This is a genomic window from Streptomyces coffeae (assembly GCF_016741875.1).
GTDB classification, from domain to species: Bacteria; Actinomycetota; Actinomycetes; order Streptomycetales; family Streptomycetaceae; genus Streptomyces; species Streptomyces coffeae.
Genome location: NZ_JAERRF010000004.1, coordinates 108,787 through 124,662 on the forward strand (window position 1 = coordinate 108,787; position 15,876 = coordinate 124,662).

Annotated in this window: 14 protein-coding genes; 12 read left to right on the forward strand and 2 right to left on the reverse strand. The window is 70.8% G+C overall.

Features of this window, described 5'->3' with window-relative positions; all coding sequences use genetic code 11:
- Nucleotides 1-128 precede the first annotated feature (128 nt).
- Together thrS and JK363_RS07600 are read left to right on the forward strand one after the other, a co-directional pair.
- A complete protein-coding gene (gene thrS / locus JK363_RS07595; protein WP_201872931.1) occupies nt 129-2,108 on the forward strand; it encodes a threonine--tRNA ligase in 1,980 nt (659 codons plus the stop codon).
- Nucleotides 2,109-2,193: 85 nt separating this feature from the next.
- Nucleotides 2,194-2,754: an HIT family protein gene (locus JK363_RS07600; protein ID WP_201872933.1), complete on the forward strand. Its 561-nt coding sequence runs from the start codon at nt 2,194-2,196 to the stop codon at nt 2,752-2,754.
- A gap of 94 nt (nt 2,755-2,848) precedes the next feature.
- Here JK363_RS07600 and JK363_RS07605 read toward each other — a convergent pair whose 3' ends face one another.
- On the reverse strand, nt 2,849-4,501 hold the full coding sequence (locus JK363_RS07605) for an AbeC-like domain-containing protein (protein WP_201872936.1): 1,653 nt from the start codon (nt 4,499-4,501) through the stop codon (nt 2,849-2,851).
- Nucleotides 4,502-4,840: 339 nt separating this feature from the next.
- A complete protein-coding gene (locus tag JK363_RS07610; protein WP_201872951.1) occupies nt 4,841-7,048 on the reverse strand; it encodes an elongation factor G-like protein EF-G2 in 2,208 nt (735 codons plus the stop codon).
- A 206-nt stretch (nt 7,049-7,254) separates the two neighbouring features.
- Between JK363_RS07610 and pgsA the strand changes: the two genes are divergently transcribed.
- The 10 genes from pgsA (at nt 7,255) to ruvB (ending at nt 15,781) form a co-directional block, all read left to right on the forward strand.
- Nucleotides 7,255-7,923 carry a phosphatidylinositol phosphate synthase gene (gene pgsA, locus JK363_RS07615; RefSeq protein ID WP_201872954.1) on the forward strand — a complete coding sequence of 223 codons (669 nt, stop codon included), beginning with the start codon at nt 7,255-7,257 and terminating at the stop codon, nt 7,921-7,923.
- Nucleotides 7,920-8,876, forward strand: a complete 957-nt coding sequence (locus JK363_RS07620) for a phosphatidylinositol mannoside acyltransferase (RefSeq protein WP_201872957.1) — start codon at nt 7,920-7,922, stop codon at nt 8,874-8,876. Before pgsA ends, JK363_RS07620 begins: the two co-directional genes overlap by 4 nt.
- On the forward strand, nt 8,873-10,033 hold the full coding sequence (locus tag JK363_RS07625) for a glycosyltransferase family 4 protein (RefSeq protein ID WP_201872964.1): 1,161 nt from the start codon (nt 8,873-8,875) through the stop codon (nt 10,031-10,033). The genes JK363_RS07620 and JK363_RS07625 overlap by 4 nt, the downstream gene beginning before the upstream one ends.
- 103 nt (nt 10,034-10,136) lie before the next feature.
- Nucleotides 10,137-10,649: a hypothetical protein gene (locus tag JK363_RS07630; protein ID WP_201873707.1), complete on the forward strand. Its 513-nt coding sequence runs from the start codon at nt 10,137-10,139 to the stop codon at nt 10,647-10,649.
- A 230-nt stretch (nt 10,650-10,879) separates the two neighbouring features.
- Nucleotides 10,880-11,800, forward strand: coding sequence for a pyridoxal 5'-phosphate synthase lyase subunit PdxS (gene pdxS / locus JK363_RS07635; RefSeq protein ID WP_201872966.1), 921 nt, complete (start codon nt 10,880-10,882; stop codon nt 11,798-11,800).
- A gap of 91 nt (nt 11,801-11,891) precedes the next feature.
- Nucleotides 11,892-12,536 (forward strand): pyridoxal 5'-phosphate synthase glutaminase subunit PdxT, encoded by a 645-nt coding sequence (gene pdxT / locus JK363_RS07640; protein ID WP_307821644.1) that lies wholly within the window; start codon nt 11,892-11,894, stop codon nt 12,534-12,536.
- Between the two features lie 57 nt (nt 12,537-12,593).
- Nucleotides 12,594-13,346, forward strand: coding sequence for a YebC/PmpR family DNA-binding transcriptional regulator (locus tag JK363_RS07645; protein WP_201872968.1), 753 nt, complete (start codon nt 12,594-12,596; stop codon nt 13,344-13,346).
- A 128-nt stretch (nt 13,347-13,474) separates the two neighbouring features.
- On the forward strand, nt 13,475-14,008 hold the full coding sequence (gene ruvC, locus JK363_RS07650; RefSeq protein ID WP_201872972.1) for a crossover junction endodeoxyribonuclease RuvC: 534 nt from the start codon (nt 13,475-13,477) through the stop codon (nt 14,006-14,008).
- A complete protein-coding gene (gene ruvA / locus JK363_RS07655; protein ID WP_201872973.1) occupies nt 14,005-14,625 on the forward strand; it encodes a Holliday junction branch migration protein RuvA in 621 nt (206 codons plus the stop codon). Before ruvC ends, ruvA begins: the two co-directional genes overlap by 4 nt.
- A 67-nt stretch (nt 14,626-14,692) precedes the next feature.
- Nucleotides 14,693-15,781: a Holliday junction branch migration DNA helicase RuvB gene (gene ruvB / locus JK363_RS07660; RefSeq protein WP_201872986.1), complete on the forward strand. Its 1,089-nt coding sequence runs from the start codon at nt 14,693-14,695 to the stop codon at nt 15,779-15,781.
- Nucleotides 15,782-15,876: the final 95 nt, after the last annotated feature.

Consider the following 15,876-nt stretch of genomic DNA (forward strand, 5'->3'; position numbering starts at 1 on the left):
CGCGGGCCGGTTCATCGGCGGCCGGTGAGCGGGCTTCCCGCCGTTTCGCGGTCGGACCGGTCGGCTCGGTACGATTCACGCTGCGCGGCATTCGCCGCGGTGAGCCACCCATCAGTCAGGAGAGACCGGTGTCAGACGTCCGTGTGATCATCCAGCGCGATTCCGAGCGGGAAGAACGCGTGGTGGCCACGGGCACTACGGCCGCGGACCTCTTCGCCGGCGACCGCTCGATCGTTGCCGCGCGCGTCGGCGGCGAGCTGAAGGACCTGGCCTACGCACCGGCCGACGGCGAGGAGATCGAGCCGGTCGAGATCACCAGCCAGGACGGTCTGGACATCCTGCGCCACTCCACCGCGCATGTCATGGCGCAGGCCGTGCAGGAGCTGTTCCCGGAAGCCAAGCTGGGTATCGGCCCGCCGATCAAGGACGGCTTCTACTACGACTTCGACGTCGAGACCCCGTTCCACCCGGACGATCTCAAGCGCATCGAGAAGAAGATGCAGGAGATCCAGAAGCGGGGACAGAAGTTCTCGCGCCGTGCGGTGACCGACGAGGCCGCACGCGAGGAGCTGGCGGGCGAGCCGTACAAGCTGGAGCTGATCGGCCTCAAGGGCTCCGCCGCGGACGCCGCCGAGGGCGCGTCGGCCGAGGTCGGCGCGGGCGAGCTGACCATCTACGACAACCTCGACGCCAAGACCGGCGAGCTGTGCTGGAAGGACCTCTGCCGCGGTCCGCACCTGCCCAGCACCCGGAACATCCCGGCCTTCAAGCTGATGCGCAGCGCCGCCGCGTACTGGCGGGGCAGTGAGAAGAACCCTCAGCTCCAGCGGATCTACGGCACCGCCTGGCCGACCAAGGACGAGCTGAAGGCCCATCTGGACTTCCTCGCCGAGGCCGAGAAGCGCGACCACCGCAAGCTGGGCTCCGAGCTGGACCTGTTCTCCTTCCCCGATGAGCTGGGCTCCGGCCTCGCGGTGTTCCACCCCAAGGGCGGGGTGATCCGCAAGGAGATGGAGGAGTACTCGCGCAAGCGTCATGAAGAGGCGGACTACGAGTTCGTCAACACCCCGCACATCACCAAGGCGCGGCTCTTCGAGACCTCCGGCCACCTCCCGCACTACATGGACGGCATGTTCCCGCCCATGGAGTTCGAGGGCCAGGACTACTACCTCAAGGCCATGAACTGCCCGATGCACAACCTGGTGTTCCGGGCGCGCGGGCGGTCCTACCGCGAGCTGCCGCTGCGGCTCTTCGAGTTCGGCACGGTCTACCGCTACGAGAAGTCCGGTGTCGTCCACGGTCTGACCCGGGCCCGAGGCTTCACCCAGGATGACTCGCACATCTACTGCACCAAGGAGCAGATGGCCGATGAGCTCGACAATCTGCTGACCTTCGTGCTGAATCTGCTCCGGGACTACGGTCTGAGCGACTTCTACCTGGAGCTGTCCACGCGGGACGACTCGGACAAGTTCATCGGTGGGCCGGAGCAGTGGGAAGAGGCCACCGAGGAGCTGCGCAAGGCCGCCGAGAAGCAGGGTCTGGACCTGGTCATGGACCCGGGCGGCGCCGCCTTCTACGGTCCGAAGATCTCCGTCCAGGCCAAGGACGCCATCGGCCGTACCTGGCAGATGTCGACGATCCAGGTCGACTTCAACCAGCCCGCCCGGTTCGAGCTGGAGTACACGGCGGCGGACGGCTCGCGCCAGCAGCCGGTCATGATCCACCGGGCGCTGTTCGGGTCGATCGAGCGCTTCTTCGCGGTGCTGCTGGAGCACTACGCGGGCGCCTTCCCGGTGTGGCTGGCCCCGGTGCAGGCGGTCGGTATCCCGATCGGTGACACCCATGTGCCGTACCTGGAGGGGTTCGCGGCCAAGGCCAAGGCCAAGGGGCTGCGGATGGAGGTGGACTCCTCCTCGGACCGGATGCAGAAGAAGATCCGCAACGCCCAGAAGTCCAAGATCCCGTTCATGATCATCGCCGGTGACGACGATGTGACGGCCGGAGCGGTCAGCTTCCGCTACCGCGACGGTTCGCAGAAGAACGGCATCCCGGTCGACGAGGCGCTGGCCGAGATCGTGGACGCGGTGGAGCGTCGCATCCAGGTGTGATCTGGTCCCCGCGTGAGCGGGAGGTACGAGGGGCGGTCCCAGCCGGGGCCGCCCCTCACCGCTTCTTCAGCCTTCCCGGGCGAATATGCTGGCCCGCATGACGAGTGAGCCGGAGCAGCAGTTCGGAGTGGGGACGCCCGATGCGTTCCAGCGCCTGTGGACACCCCATCGGATGGCGTACATCCAGGGGGAGAACAAGCCCACCGGCCCGGGGGCCGGTGATGGCTGCCCGTTCTGCACCATCCCGGAGAAGTCCGACGAGGACGGCCTGATCATCGCGCGGGGGGAGCACGTCTACGCCGTGCTCAATCTGTACCCGTACAACGGCGGCCACCTCATGGTCGTCCCGTTCCGGCACATCGCCGACTACACCGAACTGGACGCCGGGGAGACGGTGGAGCTGGCCGAGTTCACCAAGGCGGCCATGACCACGCTGCGTACCGCCTCCGGCGCGCACGGTTTCAACATCGGGCTCAACCAGGGCTCCGTGGCGGGCGCCGGGATCGCCGCCCATCTGCATCAGCATGTGGTGCCGCGCTGGGGCGGCGACACCAACTTCATGCCGGTGATCGGCAACACCAAGGTGCTGCCCCAACTGCTCGCCGACACCCGCCGGATGCTCGCCGCCGCCTGGCCCAAGGCGTAGATCGCGGTCGTGGGCTCCGGGCTGTGGGCCCCGGTCGTGGGTCGCGGCCCCGGCCCGGGTCCCGCCCGGCCGGGGCATGGCTGACCCGACGCGCTCAGGCGTCGTACAGATCGGCCTTCTTGGGGGACGCCTCCTGGACCTGGCCACTGAGAGCGAGCGAGCGGTTGCCGAAGCGCTCGGTGTCCACGCCGTGGTGCTTGAGCACACCGATCGCCGCCTCGTGGACCACCCGCAGCACCGGGGTGGCCGCCCGCAGCGCGTCGTCCGCCATGAAGCGGTGGCGCCAGGGCTTGTCCGCCCAGGCGTGGCGCAGGCCGAACGGCTCGGGCAGCACCAGCTTGCCGCCCAGGTGGTCCAGTATCGGCGGATACCAGGTGAAGGGGGCGCGCGCGGCCAGGCGCACCACCTCCTTCGCATCCACCAGCGGCAGCGGAACCGACTTGGTCTCCCAGAACCGGAAGGTCTTGCTCACGGTTTTGGACGGCGCCGACGGCTTGCTGGTGAACAGCGGGTGCACCGGCCCCAGGGCGTGTCCGGTGACCTCGATCCGCAGCGTCTTGTGGAGCAGGGTCACCGTGATCAGCAGCGTGATCACCAACTGGCCGTCCCACAGCACGAACTGCACACCCAGGTAGTGCCGGTCACCGGCGCCGAACTGCTGCTGGTCGCAGATCCGCTGGAGCTCGACGCCCTTTATCTGGAAGCCCTCCTCCTCGGAGGTGCCGCCGCGCTCGACCGCCTTGGCCCCTTCGCCGATGGGTGAGACCACCCAGTGGCGCACCGAGGGGGTGGGGAAGCCGCCGGTGTGCAGCGGGGTGCGCTCCAGCATCCGCAGCTGGTCGTGGACCGCCCGTATCACGTCCCAGCTGCGGAACGGGTCGATCTCCTTGTCCGGGTCGGCGGAGACCAGGTCCTCGGCCAGCTGCCAGCTTCCCCAGCGGGTGCCCATGCCCAATATGCCCTTGGGCCCGGCGTAGAAGACCACATTGCTGTACTGCTCGGCGGTGAGCTTGTGCAGCGCCTTGCGCAGCACCTCGGCGGAGGTCTGGCCGGGGTGGTTGGGCACCGTCTCGGGCACCTTGGCGCCCACTCCGCCGCCCGCGAGCAGCCCGCCCCAGCAGTCCCTGAGGTCCTTGGCGGTGCGCTCGCAGATCTGCTTGGCGATGTACCAGCCGATCACCGGGGCCAGCACCACTCCGCGCAGATAGATGCCCCAGAAGCCGCCGAACGGCAGCTTGATCAGGAAGATGAGGGTGATCACGGTGAGCGCGACCAGCAGCGCCGTGCCGAGCGCTCCCATCCGCTTGTCCTGGGAACCGGCGACCGAGCGCCGCAGCTGGAAGGCGCCGAGCCACAGCAGCACCCCGGGGAGGAAGAGCAGCCCGAAGACGACCATGACGGCGGTGAGCCGGGCGTCCCGGGTCTTGCGGATGCGATTGGCCGAGAGGCAGTGCTCGACGACCGTCTGCGGCTCGGTCCCGAAGGACTGGATCACCTGGCCGCGGCCGCCGCCGAGCATCCGCAGCTGGACGGCGCGGGAGAACGCCTCGCCCAGATTCGGTTCGAACAGCGACAGCTTCGGCGCCTTGACCTCCGAGACCGTCCACTCCGAGTTGGCGTCCAGCAGCTTGGCCACGGGGCCGTCACGGTAGGCGGCCGAGGCGAGTGCCTGCGTCGCCGCCGTCTGCCCCGCAGCCCCCGACAGAGGCACCTGTGCCCCGGGACTGAAATCGAATCCGTCCGTCACCAACGCCCCCAATACCGCACGCCGCTTGCGCTGCGACCTCAGCGTATCGGGGGTGTGCACCACCTGTCGCCAGGGCGTGGTGGCCTGTGGACAACCGCTCCCGCGAACAGCCGCCCGCCCCGGTGGAGTCGGGGCGGGCGGTGCGGCAACCAGGCCCTGTCCGGCGGATCTTATCGAGCCCGCGACGCCTGGCACCGCGCCCCCAGCCAACGCTGGGAGGTGCCCCCGGCCGCGTTGTCGGAGTCGCCCGAGTACGCCCAGTACGAGGGCGATCCTCCGCCTTGCGCCGCACGGCACCAGACGCCGCGGGCTGCTCCTCAAAGACCCACCGGACAGGACCTACGCGTCCGCGTATGCCCCTTCGCGGATCCGTTCGGCCAGCTGCTGCGGCATCGCCTCGTGCCGGGCGTAGGAGCGGCTGAACCGCCCGGTGCCGTGCGACAGCGAGCGCAGATCGACGGCGTACCGCCCGATCTCGATCTCCGGCACATCCGCCTTGATCAAGGTCTGGCCGCCGCCCGACTGCTCGGTGCCCACCACCCGGCCGCGGCGGCCGGACAGATCGCTCATCACCGCGCCCACATAGTCGTCGGAGACCAGGACCGACACCTCGACCACCGGTTCCAGCAGATCGATCCGGGCGTCGGCGGCCGCCTCGCGCAGCGCGAGCGCGCCCGCCGTCTGGAACGCGGCGTCCGAGGAGTCCACCGAGTGCGCCTTGCCGTCCAGCAGCGTGATCCGCACATCGACCAGGGGGTAGCCCGCGGCGACGCCGCGCGACGCCTGGCTGCGCACCCCCTTCTCGACGGACGGGATGAACTGCCGCGGTACGGCCCCGCCGACGACCTTGTCCACGAACTCGATGCCCGAGCCGCCCGGCAGCGGCTCCACCTCGATCTCGCAGATCGCGTACTGGCCGTGTCCGCCGGACTGTTTGACATGCCGTCCGCGCCCGCCGGCCTTGCCGCGGAAGGTCTCCCGCAGCGAGACCTTGTACGGCACCGCGTCCACCTGTACGCCGTACCGGCTGCGCAGCCGCTCCAGCGCGACGTCCGTATGGGCCTCGCCCAGACACCACAGCACCACCTGGTGGGTGTCCGGATTCTGCTCGAGACGCATCGTCGGATCCTCGGCGACCAGCCGGGACAGCCCCAGCGACAGCTTGTCCTCGTCCGGTTTGCTGTGCGCCTGGATGGCGACGGGCAGCAGCGGATCGGGCATCTCCCACGGCGCCATGAGCAGCGGGTCGTCCTTGGCGGACAGGGTGTCGCCGGTCTCGGCGCGGGTCAGCTTGGCCACACAGGCCAGATCGCCCGCGATGGCCTGGGGGAGCATCCGCTGCTGCTTGCCGAACGGCGAGGAGAGGGCGCCCACCCGCTCGTCCACGTCGTGGTCCTCATGGCCGCGGTCCTCCAGGCCGTGCCCGGACACATGCACCGTCTCGTCCGGGCGCAGTGTCCCGGAGAAGACCCGTACCAGGGAGATCCTGCCGACGTACGGATCGGAGGAGGTCTTGACGACCTCGGCGGCCAGCGGTCCGTCCGGATCGCAGGCGAGGGCCGGACGCGGAACGCCCTCGGGGGTGGTGACCTCGGGCGCCTCGCGCTCCAGCGGAGTGGGGAAGCCGCCGGTGATCAGCTCCAGCAGCTCGGTGGTGCCCAGGCCCTGCTTGGAGCCCTCGGCGGCCGGGGCCGCGGCCAGCACCGGGTGGAAGCTGCCGCGCGCGACGGCCTTCTCCAGGTCCTGGATGAGCGTCTTGACGTCGATCTCCTCACCGCCGAGATAGCGGTCCATCAGGGTCTCGTCCTCGCTCTCGGCGATGATCCCCTCGATGAGCCGGTTGCGGGCCTCCTCGATCAGCGGGAGCTGGTCCGGGCCGGGCGGCACCTCGGTCCTGACCCCCGAGGAGTAGTCGTAGACCCGCTGGGAGAGCAGCCCTGTCAGCCCGGTGACCGGGGCGTGGCCGTCCGGCGCCGGCTCGCCGCGCAGCGGCAGGTACAGCGGGAGCACCGCGTCCGGGTCGTCGCCGCCGAAGGACTCCCGGCACAGCTCGGTCATCTCCTCGAAGCTGGCGCGGGCGGCCTCCAGGTGTGTGATCACGATCGCGCGCGGCATACCGACGGCCGCGCACTCGTCCCAGACCATCCGGGTCGCCCCGGTGATGCCCAGCGCGTCCTGGGCCGCGGAGACAACAAAAAGGGCCGCGTCCGCTGCCCGCAGACCGGCCCTGAGCTCCCCGACGAAATCGGCGTACCCCGGGGTGTCCAGGAGATTGATCTTCATCCCGCCCCATTCGACGGGGACCAGGGACAGCTGCACCGAGCGCTGCTGCCGGTGCTCGATCTCGTCATAGTCGGAAAGACAGCCGCCGTCCTCGACTCTGCCCGCCCGGTTGACCGCGCCCGTCGCCAGTGCGAGGGCTTCCACCAAGGTCGTCTTGCCCGTCCCACTGTGGCCGACCAGCACCACGTTCCTCAGGGAGCTGGGCCGGTCGGCCGCCATTGCCCTTCCGGCGGCCCCTGGGTGCGTATTCGTTTTGTCGCCCATGTGTCTCGCCTCCCGGTCGACACCTCGCGATACTTCGAGCTTTCCACCGAGGTAACGGTGCGTCCATACGTCACACATCCGGGCGTACCCCGGGCCCGGTGCGGGAGCCGTCCGACGGGTGCGCGGCGGCCCGTCAGGGCGTGGCTACGATGGGCGCGCCGGGGGCCGCTTGACCATCCGGCCCATTACGACCCACCGGGAAGGCCATGCTGAACAAGTACGCGCGTGCATTCTTCACGCGTGTTCTCACACCGTTCGCCGCCCTGCTCATCCGTCTCGGGGTCAGCCCAGACGCGGTGACCCTCGTCGGAACGGGTGGTGTGATCACGGGCGCACTGGTCTTCTACCCCCGGGGGGAGTTCTTCTGGGGGACGGTGGTCATCACCCTCTTCGTCTTCTCGGATCTGATCGACGGCAATATGGCCCGGCAGTTGGGCCGCTCCAGCCGCTGGGGCGCGTTCCTGGACTCCACCCTCGACCGGGTCGCCGACGGCGCGATCTTCGGCGGCCTGGCGTTGTGGTACGCCGGGAAGGGCGACGACAATGTGCTGTGTGCGGTGACGATCTTCTGTCTCGCCAGCGGCCAGGTGGTCTCGTACACCAAGGCGCGCGGCGAGAGCATTGGCCTGCCCGTGAACGTCAACGGGCTGGTGGAGCGTGCCGAGCGGCTGGTGATCTCGCTGGTCGCCTGCGGCTTCTCCGGACTGCACAAGTTCGGGGTGCCGCATATCGACATCCTGCTGCCGATCGCGCTGTGGATCGTCGCCGTGGGCAGCGCGGTGACCCTGGTGCAGCGGGTGGTGACGGTGCGCCGCGAGGCCGCCGAGGCGGACGCGGAGGAGCCGACGGTACCCCAGGGGGGCGAGGCCCGGTGAAGGACCGGCTGACCGACGCGCTCTACGGGCTGGGCTGGAGCACGGTCAAGAAGCTGCCCGAACCGGTCGCCAAGGGGCTCGGACAGCGCATAGCCGATCAGGCGTGGAAGCGGCGCGGCAAGGGCGTACTGCGGCTGGAGGCCAATCTGGCCCGGGTCGTACCCGAGGCCTCCGCGCGGCGGCTCGCGGAGCTGTCCCGCGCCGGGATGCGCTCCTACATGCGCTACTGGATGGAGTCCTTCCGGCTTCCGGCCTGGAGCCCGGAGCGGATCCGCACCGGCTTCGACATCGAGGACGTGCACCATCTGACGGATGGGCTGGCCGGCGGCCGGGGCGTGGTCCTCGCCCTGCCTCATATGGCCAACTACGACCTCGCCGGGGCCTGGGTCACCACCCGGCTCGGCGTGCCCTTCACCACCGTCGCCGAGCGGCTGAAGCCGGAGGCGCTGTACGACCGCTTCGTGGCCTACCGCGAGGGCCTGGGCATGGAGGTGCTGCCCCACCAGGGCGGCAGCGCCTTCGGAACGCTGGCGCGGCGACTGCGCGCGGGCGGTCTGGTGTGCCTGGTCGCCGACCGCGACCTGTCCGCCTCGGGCGTGGAGGTCGAGTTCTTCGGCGAGCGGGCCAAGATGCCGGCCGGGCCCGCCCGGCTGGCGGCCCAGACCGGCGCCCTGCTGCTGCCGGTCACCCTGTGGTACGACACGACCCCGGTCATGCGGGGGAGAGTGCACCCGCCGGTCGAGGTGCCCGCGTCCGGCACCCGCGACGAACAGGTCGCCGCGATGACCCAGGAGGTCGCCGACGCCTTCGCGGCGGGGATCGCCGAGCACCCCGAGGACTGGCATATGCTCCAGCGCCTGTGGCTCGCGGACCTGGAGCCGCGACCGGCGGCCGGTGCGGCCGCCCGCCCGGTGACGGGGGCCTCCGACGGCTCCGGAACGGAGAAACCGTGAGGATCGGCATCGTCTGCCCGTACTCCTGGGACGTTCCGGGAGGCGTGCAGTTCCACATCCGCGATCTGGCCGATCACCTGATCCGGCGCGGCCACCAGGTCTCGGTGCTGGCCCCCGCGGACGACGAGACCCCGCTGCCGCCCTATGTCGTCTCCGCCGGACGCGCCGTGCCGGTGCCGTACAACGGCTCGGTGGCCCGGCTCAACTTCGGCTTCCTGTCCGCCGCGCGGGTGCGTCGCTGGCTGCACGACGGGGCCTTCGACGTCATCCACATCCACGAGCCGACCTCGCCCTCGCTCGGCCTGCTCGCCTGCTGGGCGGCGCAGGGACCCATCGTCGCCACCTTCCACACCTCCAACCCCCGCTCCCGCGCCATGATCGCCGCGTATCCGATTCTCCAGCCCGCGCTGGAGAAGATCAGGGCGCGGATCGCGGTGAGCGAGTACGCCCGGCGCACGCTGGTCGAGCATCTGGGCGGCGACGCGGTGGTCATCCCCAACGGTGTCGACGTGGACTTCTTCGCCGACGCCGAGCCCAAGGAGGAATGGCGGGGGGACACGATCGGGTTCATCGGCCGGATCGACGAGCCCCGCAAGGGCCTTCCGGTGCTGATGCGCGCACTGCCGAAGATCTTCGAAGCGCGGCCGGGGGCCCGGCTGCTCGTCGCCGGGCGCGGCGACGAGAAGGAGGCGGTCGCGGGGCTTCCGGCGGAGATGCGGGAGCGCGTGGAGTTCCTGGGCATGGTCAGCGACGAGGACAAGGCGCGGCTGCTGCGCAGCGTCGATGTCTACATCGCGCCCAACACCGGCGGTGAGAGCTTCGGGATCATCCTGGTCGAGGCGATGTCGGCCGGGGCCGCGGTCCTGGCCAGCGACCTGGACGCGTTCGCGCAGGTCCTGGACGGGGGAGCGGCGGGAGAGCTGTTCGCGGGCGGGGACGCCGACGCACTCGCCACGGCCGCCGTACGGCTGCTGGAGAACCCGGAGCGGGTGGCCGAGCTGCGGGAACGGGGCCGCCGCCATGTCCGCCGCTTCGACTGGTCCACCGTCGGCGCGGACATCCTCGCGGTGTACGAGACGGTCACCGACGGAGCGGCCTCCGTAGGCGCCGACGACCGCGCGGGCCTCCGCGCGCGACTGGGCTTCGCCCGCGACTAGGCCGGCCTAGGGTCCGTGGCCCGCGGCGGCTGGGACGTCGGGCGGCGGGGGACAGACGGTAGCGTGGCGCGCCGTGAGCACATTGATCTGGATCGCGGTCGCCATGGTCGTCATCGCCGTCTACCTGAGCTGGACCGCGGGACGTCTCGACCGGCTGCACAGTCGGCTGGACGCGGCACGGGCGGCCCTGGACGCGCAGTTGCTGCGCCGCGCCTCGGTCGCCCAGGAGCTGGCCACCGCCGGAGTGCTCGACCCCGCCGCCTCGATGGTGCTGTACCAGGCCGCCCACGCTGCCCGGCAGTCGGAAGAGGAGCACCGGGAGGTCGCCGAGAGCGAGTTGAGCCAGGCGCTGCGGGCCGTCTTCGAGGAGAGCGCGACGGTCGACGCGGTACGGGGGGCGCCGGGCGGCGAGGAGGCGCTGGGGGAGCTGACCGAGGCGGTGCGGCGGGTGCCGATGGCCCGGCGGTTCCACAACGACGCGGTGCGCGCGGCCAGGGCGCTGCGCCGCCATCGCACGGTGCGCTGGTTCCGGCTGGCCGGTCACGCCCCGTTCCCGCTGGCCTTCGAGATGGACGACGAGCCGCCGTCCGCCCTCGCCGCCCGCTCCGGACACTGACCCGGCCCGCCGTCCCGGCCGCCGGTGCCGTCGATGCGCTGACTCCGGATGTGGCCGCCTTCGAGCCACCGGCCGTCGATTGGCCCTTGCCGGGCGCGGTGCCCAGCCGGTTTTGTCATCCCTGTAGCACAGGCGCCGTCGACCTGGACCGAATGGCCGGGTCATGAACGGGTATCGAACGGCCCTACGATGGGCTCATCGCACTTTTCATCATCGAGTGAGGTCAAACCGTGTCCAGCACGCCCGCCAGCACGTCCACTTCCGAGACTCCCGCGACCGGCACCGCCCGCGTCAAGCGCGGTATGGCCGAGCAGCTCAAGGGTGGCGTGATCATGGACGTCGTCACCCCGGAGGAAGCCAAGATCGCCGAGGACGCCGGTGCCGTCGCGGTCATGGCCCTCGAGCGGGTTCCGGCCGATATCCGCAAGGACGGCGGAGTGGCCCGGATGTCCGACCCGGACATGATCGACGGGATCATCAACGCGGTCTCCATCCCGGTCATGGCCAAGTCCCGGATCGGCCACTTCGTCGAGGCCCAGGTGCTCCAGGCCCTCGGCGTCGACTACATCGACGAGTCCGAGGTCCTCACCCCGGCCGACGAGGTCAACCACAGCGACAAGTGGTCCTTCACCACGCCGTTCGTCTGCGGTGCCACCAACCTGGGCGAGGCCCTGCGCCGGATCGCCGAGGGAGCGGCCATGATCCGCTCCAAGGGCGAGGCCGGCACCGGCAACGTGGTCGAGGCCGTGCGCCACCTGCGTCAGATCAAGGGCGAGATCGCCCGGCTGCGCGGCCTGGACAACCATGAGCTCTACGCGGCGGCCAAGGAGCTGCGCGCCCCGTACGAGCTGGTCCAGGAGGTCGCCGCGGTCGGCAAGCTGCCGGTCGTGCTGTTCTCCGCGGGCGGTGTGGCCACCCCGGCCGACGCCGCGCTGATGCGCCAGCTCGGCGCGGAGGGCGTGTTCGTCGGCTCCGGCATCTTCAAGTCCGGCGACCCGGCCAAGCGCGCCGCCGCGATCGTGAAGGCCACCACCTTCTACGACGACCCGAAGGTCGTCGCGGATGTGTCCCGCAACCTCGGTGAGGCCATGGTCGGCATCAACTGCGACACCCTCCCCGAGAGCGAGCGTTACGCCCAGCGCGGCTGGTAACCCGGCTGGTCATCACCGCACCGGCACCACCCGGCACCACGCGTCCCGGCGGACGCGTGGTGCCCCTGACGTCCCGAGAGGTCTTCGCTCCGTGTCTTCCTCGACTCCCGCGTCCGCGCCGTCGGCGCCGTCCACGGCCGATGACGCCCCCGTGATCGGCGTGCTCGCCCTCCAGGGCGACGTCCGTGAACATCTCGCCGCGCTCGCCGCGGCCGGGGCCCCGGCCCGGCCCGTCCGCCGTCCCGAGGAGCTCGCCGAGGTCGCCGGACTGGTGATCCCCGGCGGCGAGTCGACCACCATGTCCAAGCTGGCGGTGATCTTCGGGCTGCTGGAGCCGCTGCGCGAGCGGGTGCGCGCGGGAATGCCGGTGTACGGCACCTGCGCGGGCATGATCATGGTCGCGGACAAGATCCTCGACGGTCGTGACGACCAGGAGACCATCGGCGGTATCGACATGATCGTCCGCCGTAATGCCTTCGGCCGTCAGAACGAGTCCTTCGAGGCCGGGATCGAGGTCAAGGGCATCGACGGCGGCCCGGTCGAGGGTGTCTTCATCCGCGCGCCGTGGGTGGAGTCCGTGGGTGCCGCCGCCGAGGTGCTGGCGACGTTCGACGGCCATACCGTCGCGGTCCGCCAGGACCATGTGCTGGCGACGTCCTTCCACCCCGAGCTGACCGGTGACCACCGCGTCCACGCGCTCTTCGTGGAGATGGTGCGGCAGTCTGCGCAGACCTGAGCCCGGTAGGATCGCAGGCGTTCGTACAGCACTGGGTTACGCGAAGGAGACAGGCGGATGTCCGGCCACTCTAAATGGGCTACGACGAAGCACAAGAAGGCCGTGATCGATGCCAAGCGCGGCAAGCTCTTCGCGAAGCTGATCAAGAACATCGAGGTTGCGGCCCGGACCGGCGGTGCTGACCCGGACGGAAACCCGACGCTCTTCGACGCCATCCAGAAGGCCAAGAAGAGTTCCGTTCCGAACAAGAACATCGACAGCGCGGTCAAGCGCGGTGCCGGACTGGAAGCGGGCGGCGCCGACTACGAGACGATCATGTACGAGGGCTACGGTCCGAACGGTGTCGCGGTGCTCATCGAGTGCCTCACCGACAACCGCAACCGCGCCGCCTCCGACGTCCGCGTCGCGATGACCCGCAACGGCGGTTCGATGGCCGACCCGGGTTCGGTCTCCTACCTGTTCAACCGCAAGGGCGTGGTGATCGTCCCCAAGGGCGAGCTGAGCGAGGACGACGTGCTCGGCGCGGTCCTGGACGCGGGCGCCGAGGAGGTCAACGACCTCGGTGAGTCCTTCGAGGTCATCAGCGAGGCCACCGACCTGGTCGCGGTCCGCAGCGCGCTCCAGGAGCAGGACATCGACTACGACTCGGCCGAGGCCAACTTCGTGCCCACCATGCAGGTGCAGCTCGAAGAGGACGGCGCGCGCAAGATCTTCAAGCTGATCGACGCGCTCGAGGACAGCGACGACGTGCAGAACGTCTTCGCCAACTTCGATGTCTCCGACGAGGTCATGGCCAGCGTGGACGCCTGAGGGCCCATCAGTACACGCGAATTGGGCGGGTCGGCGGGGACACACCCCACCGGCCCGTCGGCGTTGTCGGTGGCAGCCGCTAGCCTGCGTCAGCAGCTGATCGAAGCGGCGGTGAGGGGAGGAGCGTCGTGCGGGTGCTGGGCGTGGACCCGGGGCTGACCCGGTGCGGCATCGGCGTGGTCGAGGGGGTCGCGGGCCGTCCGCTGCGGATGCTGGGCGTCGGCGTCGTGCGCAGCCCCGCGGACAGCGAGATCGCCGACCGCCTCGTCCTGATCGAGCGCGGCATCGAGGAGTGGCTCGACGCCCACCGGCCCGAATGCGTCGCCGTGGAGCGGGTGTTCAGCCAGCACAATGTGCGCACCGTCATGGGCACCGCACAGGCGAGCGCCGTCGCGATGCTCTGCGCGGCCCGCCGCGGGCTGCCGGTCGCGCTGCACACTCCCAGCGAGGTCAAGGCGGCCATCACCGGATCGGGACGGGCGGACAAGGCCCAAGTCGGCGCCATGGTCACCCGCCTGCTGCGGCTCGACGCACCCCCCAAGCCGGCCGACGCCGCCGACGCCCTGGCGCTCGCCATCTGCCACATCTGGCGGGCGCCCGCGGTCAACCGCCTCCAGCGGGCCGTCGCCGCCCACCGCACCACGAAAGGCCGTCTCCCATGATCGCGTTCGTCTCCGGCCCGGTCGCGTCCCTCGCCCCGGACTCCGCCGTCGTCGAGGTCGGCGGCGTCGGCCTGGCGCTCCAGTGCACCCCGGGCACCCTGTCCGGGCTGCGGCTCGGCGAGCAGACCCGGCTCGCCACCTCCCTGGTCGTCCGCGAGGACTCCCTCACCCTCTACGGCTTCGCGGACGACGACGAGCGCCAGGTCTTCGAGCTGCTCCAGACCGCCAGCGGGGTGGGCCCCCGGCTCGCCCAGGCCATGCTGGCCGTCCACACCCCGGACGCGCTGCGGATCGCCGTCTCCACCGGGGACGAGAAGGCGCTCACGGCCGTCCCCGGCATCGGCAAGAAGGGCGCCCAGAAGCTGCTGCTGGAGCTCAGGGACCGGCTCGGCGAGCCGGTCGGCTCCGCCGTGCCCGGCGCCCGCCCCGCCCCCGCCACGGGCTGGAGCGATCAGCTGCACACCGCCCTGGTGGGCCTCGGCTATGCCCCGCGCGAGGCGGACGAGGCGGTCGTCGCCGTCACCCCGCAGGCCGAGGCGGCCCTCGCCGGAGGCGGCGCGCCTCAGGTGGCCCAGCTGCTGCGGGCCGCCCTCCAGACCCTGAACCGCACACGGTGACCGGCCGTCGTCGCGCCGGGGCGCGACCGGTGGCACCGCTTGACACGACATCGCGAGGCGAAACGCAGTGAACTGGGACGAGACCGCACCGGACACCGTCGAGGAGCTGTCCGCCGGAGCGGGCGGACGGCTGGTGGGCGCCGATGCCGACGGCGATGACCAGGCGGTGGAGGCCGCGCTGCGGCCCAAGGACCTCGGTGAGTTCGTCGGCCAGGAGCGGGTGCGCGAGCAGTTGGACCTGGTGCTCAAGGCGGCCCGGCAGCGCGGCGCCACCGCCGACCACGTCCTGCTCTCCGGCGCCCCCGGGCTCGGCAAGACCACCCTCTCGATGATCATCGCCGCCGAGATGAGCGCCCCGATCCGCATCACCTCCGGCCCCGCCATCCAGCACGCGGGCGATCTCGCCGCGATCCTGTCCTCGCTCACCGAGGGCGAGGTGCTGTTCCTGGACGAGATCCACCGCATGTCCCGGCCCGCCGAGGAGATGCTCTACATGGCGATGGAGGACTTCCGGGTCGACGTGATCGTCGGCAAGGGGCCCGGCGCCACCGCCATCCCCCTGGAGCTTCCGCCGTTCACCCTGGTCGGGGCGACCACCCGGGCCGGGCTGCTGCCGCCCCCGCTGCGCGACCGCTTCGGCTTCACCGGCCATATGGAGTTCTACGCCCCGGCCGAGCTGGAGCGCGTCATCCACCGCTCCGCCGGGCTGCTCGATGTCACCATCGAGCCCGAGGGCGCCGCCGAGATCGCCGGGCGGTCCCGCGGCACCCCCCGGATCGCCAACCGCCTGCTGCGCCGGGTGCGCGACTACGCCCAGGTCAAGGCCGACGGTCTGATCACCCGCGAGATCGCCGCCCGTGCCCTGGCCGTCTACGACGTGGACGGACGCGGGCTGGACCGGCTGGACCGCGCGGTGCTCAGCGCCCTGCTCAAGCTGTTCGGCGGCGGCCCGGTCGGGCTGTCCACCCTGGCGGTCGCCGTGGGGGAGGAGCGCGAGACGGTCGAGGAGGTCGCCGAGCCCTTCCTGGTGCGGGAGGGGCTGCTGGCCCGTACGCCCCGGGGACGCGTCGGCACGCCCGCGGCCTGGGCCCATCTGGGCCTCACCCCGCCCCAGCAGACCGGCGCGGGCGGCCAGACGGGTCTGTTCGAGGCATAAAGGCGCGGTTCTCCTGCATCATGGCGTGAGAAGCGAATAATGGCGGCGTCAGGAACCCCGACGCCATGCCGGGCGTTGTTCCATTGGCGCGGGCT

Bases quoted from the DNA above. Each gene is read 5' to 3' on its own strand.
- JK363_RS07630 (WP_201873707.1), top strand. From the start codon at position 10,137: ATGGTCGTCATCGCCGTCTACCTGAGCTGGACCGCGGGACGTCTCGAC.
- JK363_RS07645 (WP_201872968.1), top strand. From the start codon at position 12,594: ATGTCCGGCCACTCTAAATGGGCTACGACGAAGCACAAGAAGGCCGTG.
- JK363_RS07600 (WP_201872933.1), top strand. From the start codon at position 2,194: ATGCTGGCCCGCATGACGAGTGAGCCGGAGCAGCAGTTCGGAGTGGGG.
- pgsA (WP_201872954.1), top strand. From the start codon at position 7,255: ATGCTGAACAAGTACGCGCGTGCATTCTTCACGCGTGTTCTCACACCG.
- ruvA (WP_201872973.1), top strand. From the start codon at position 14,005: ATGATCGCGTTCGTCTCCGGCCCGGTCGCGTCCCTCGCCCCGGACTCC.
- JK363_RS07610 (WP_201872951.1), bottom strand. From the start codon at position 7,048: ATGGGCGACAAAACGAATACGCACCCAGGGGCCGCCGGAAGGGCAATG.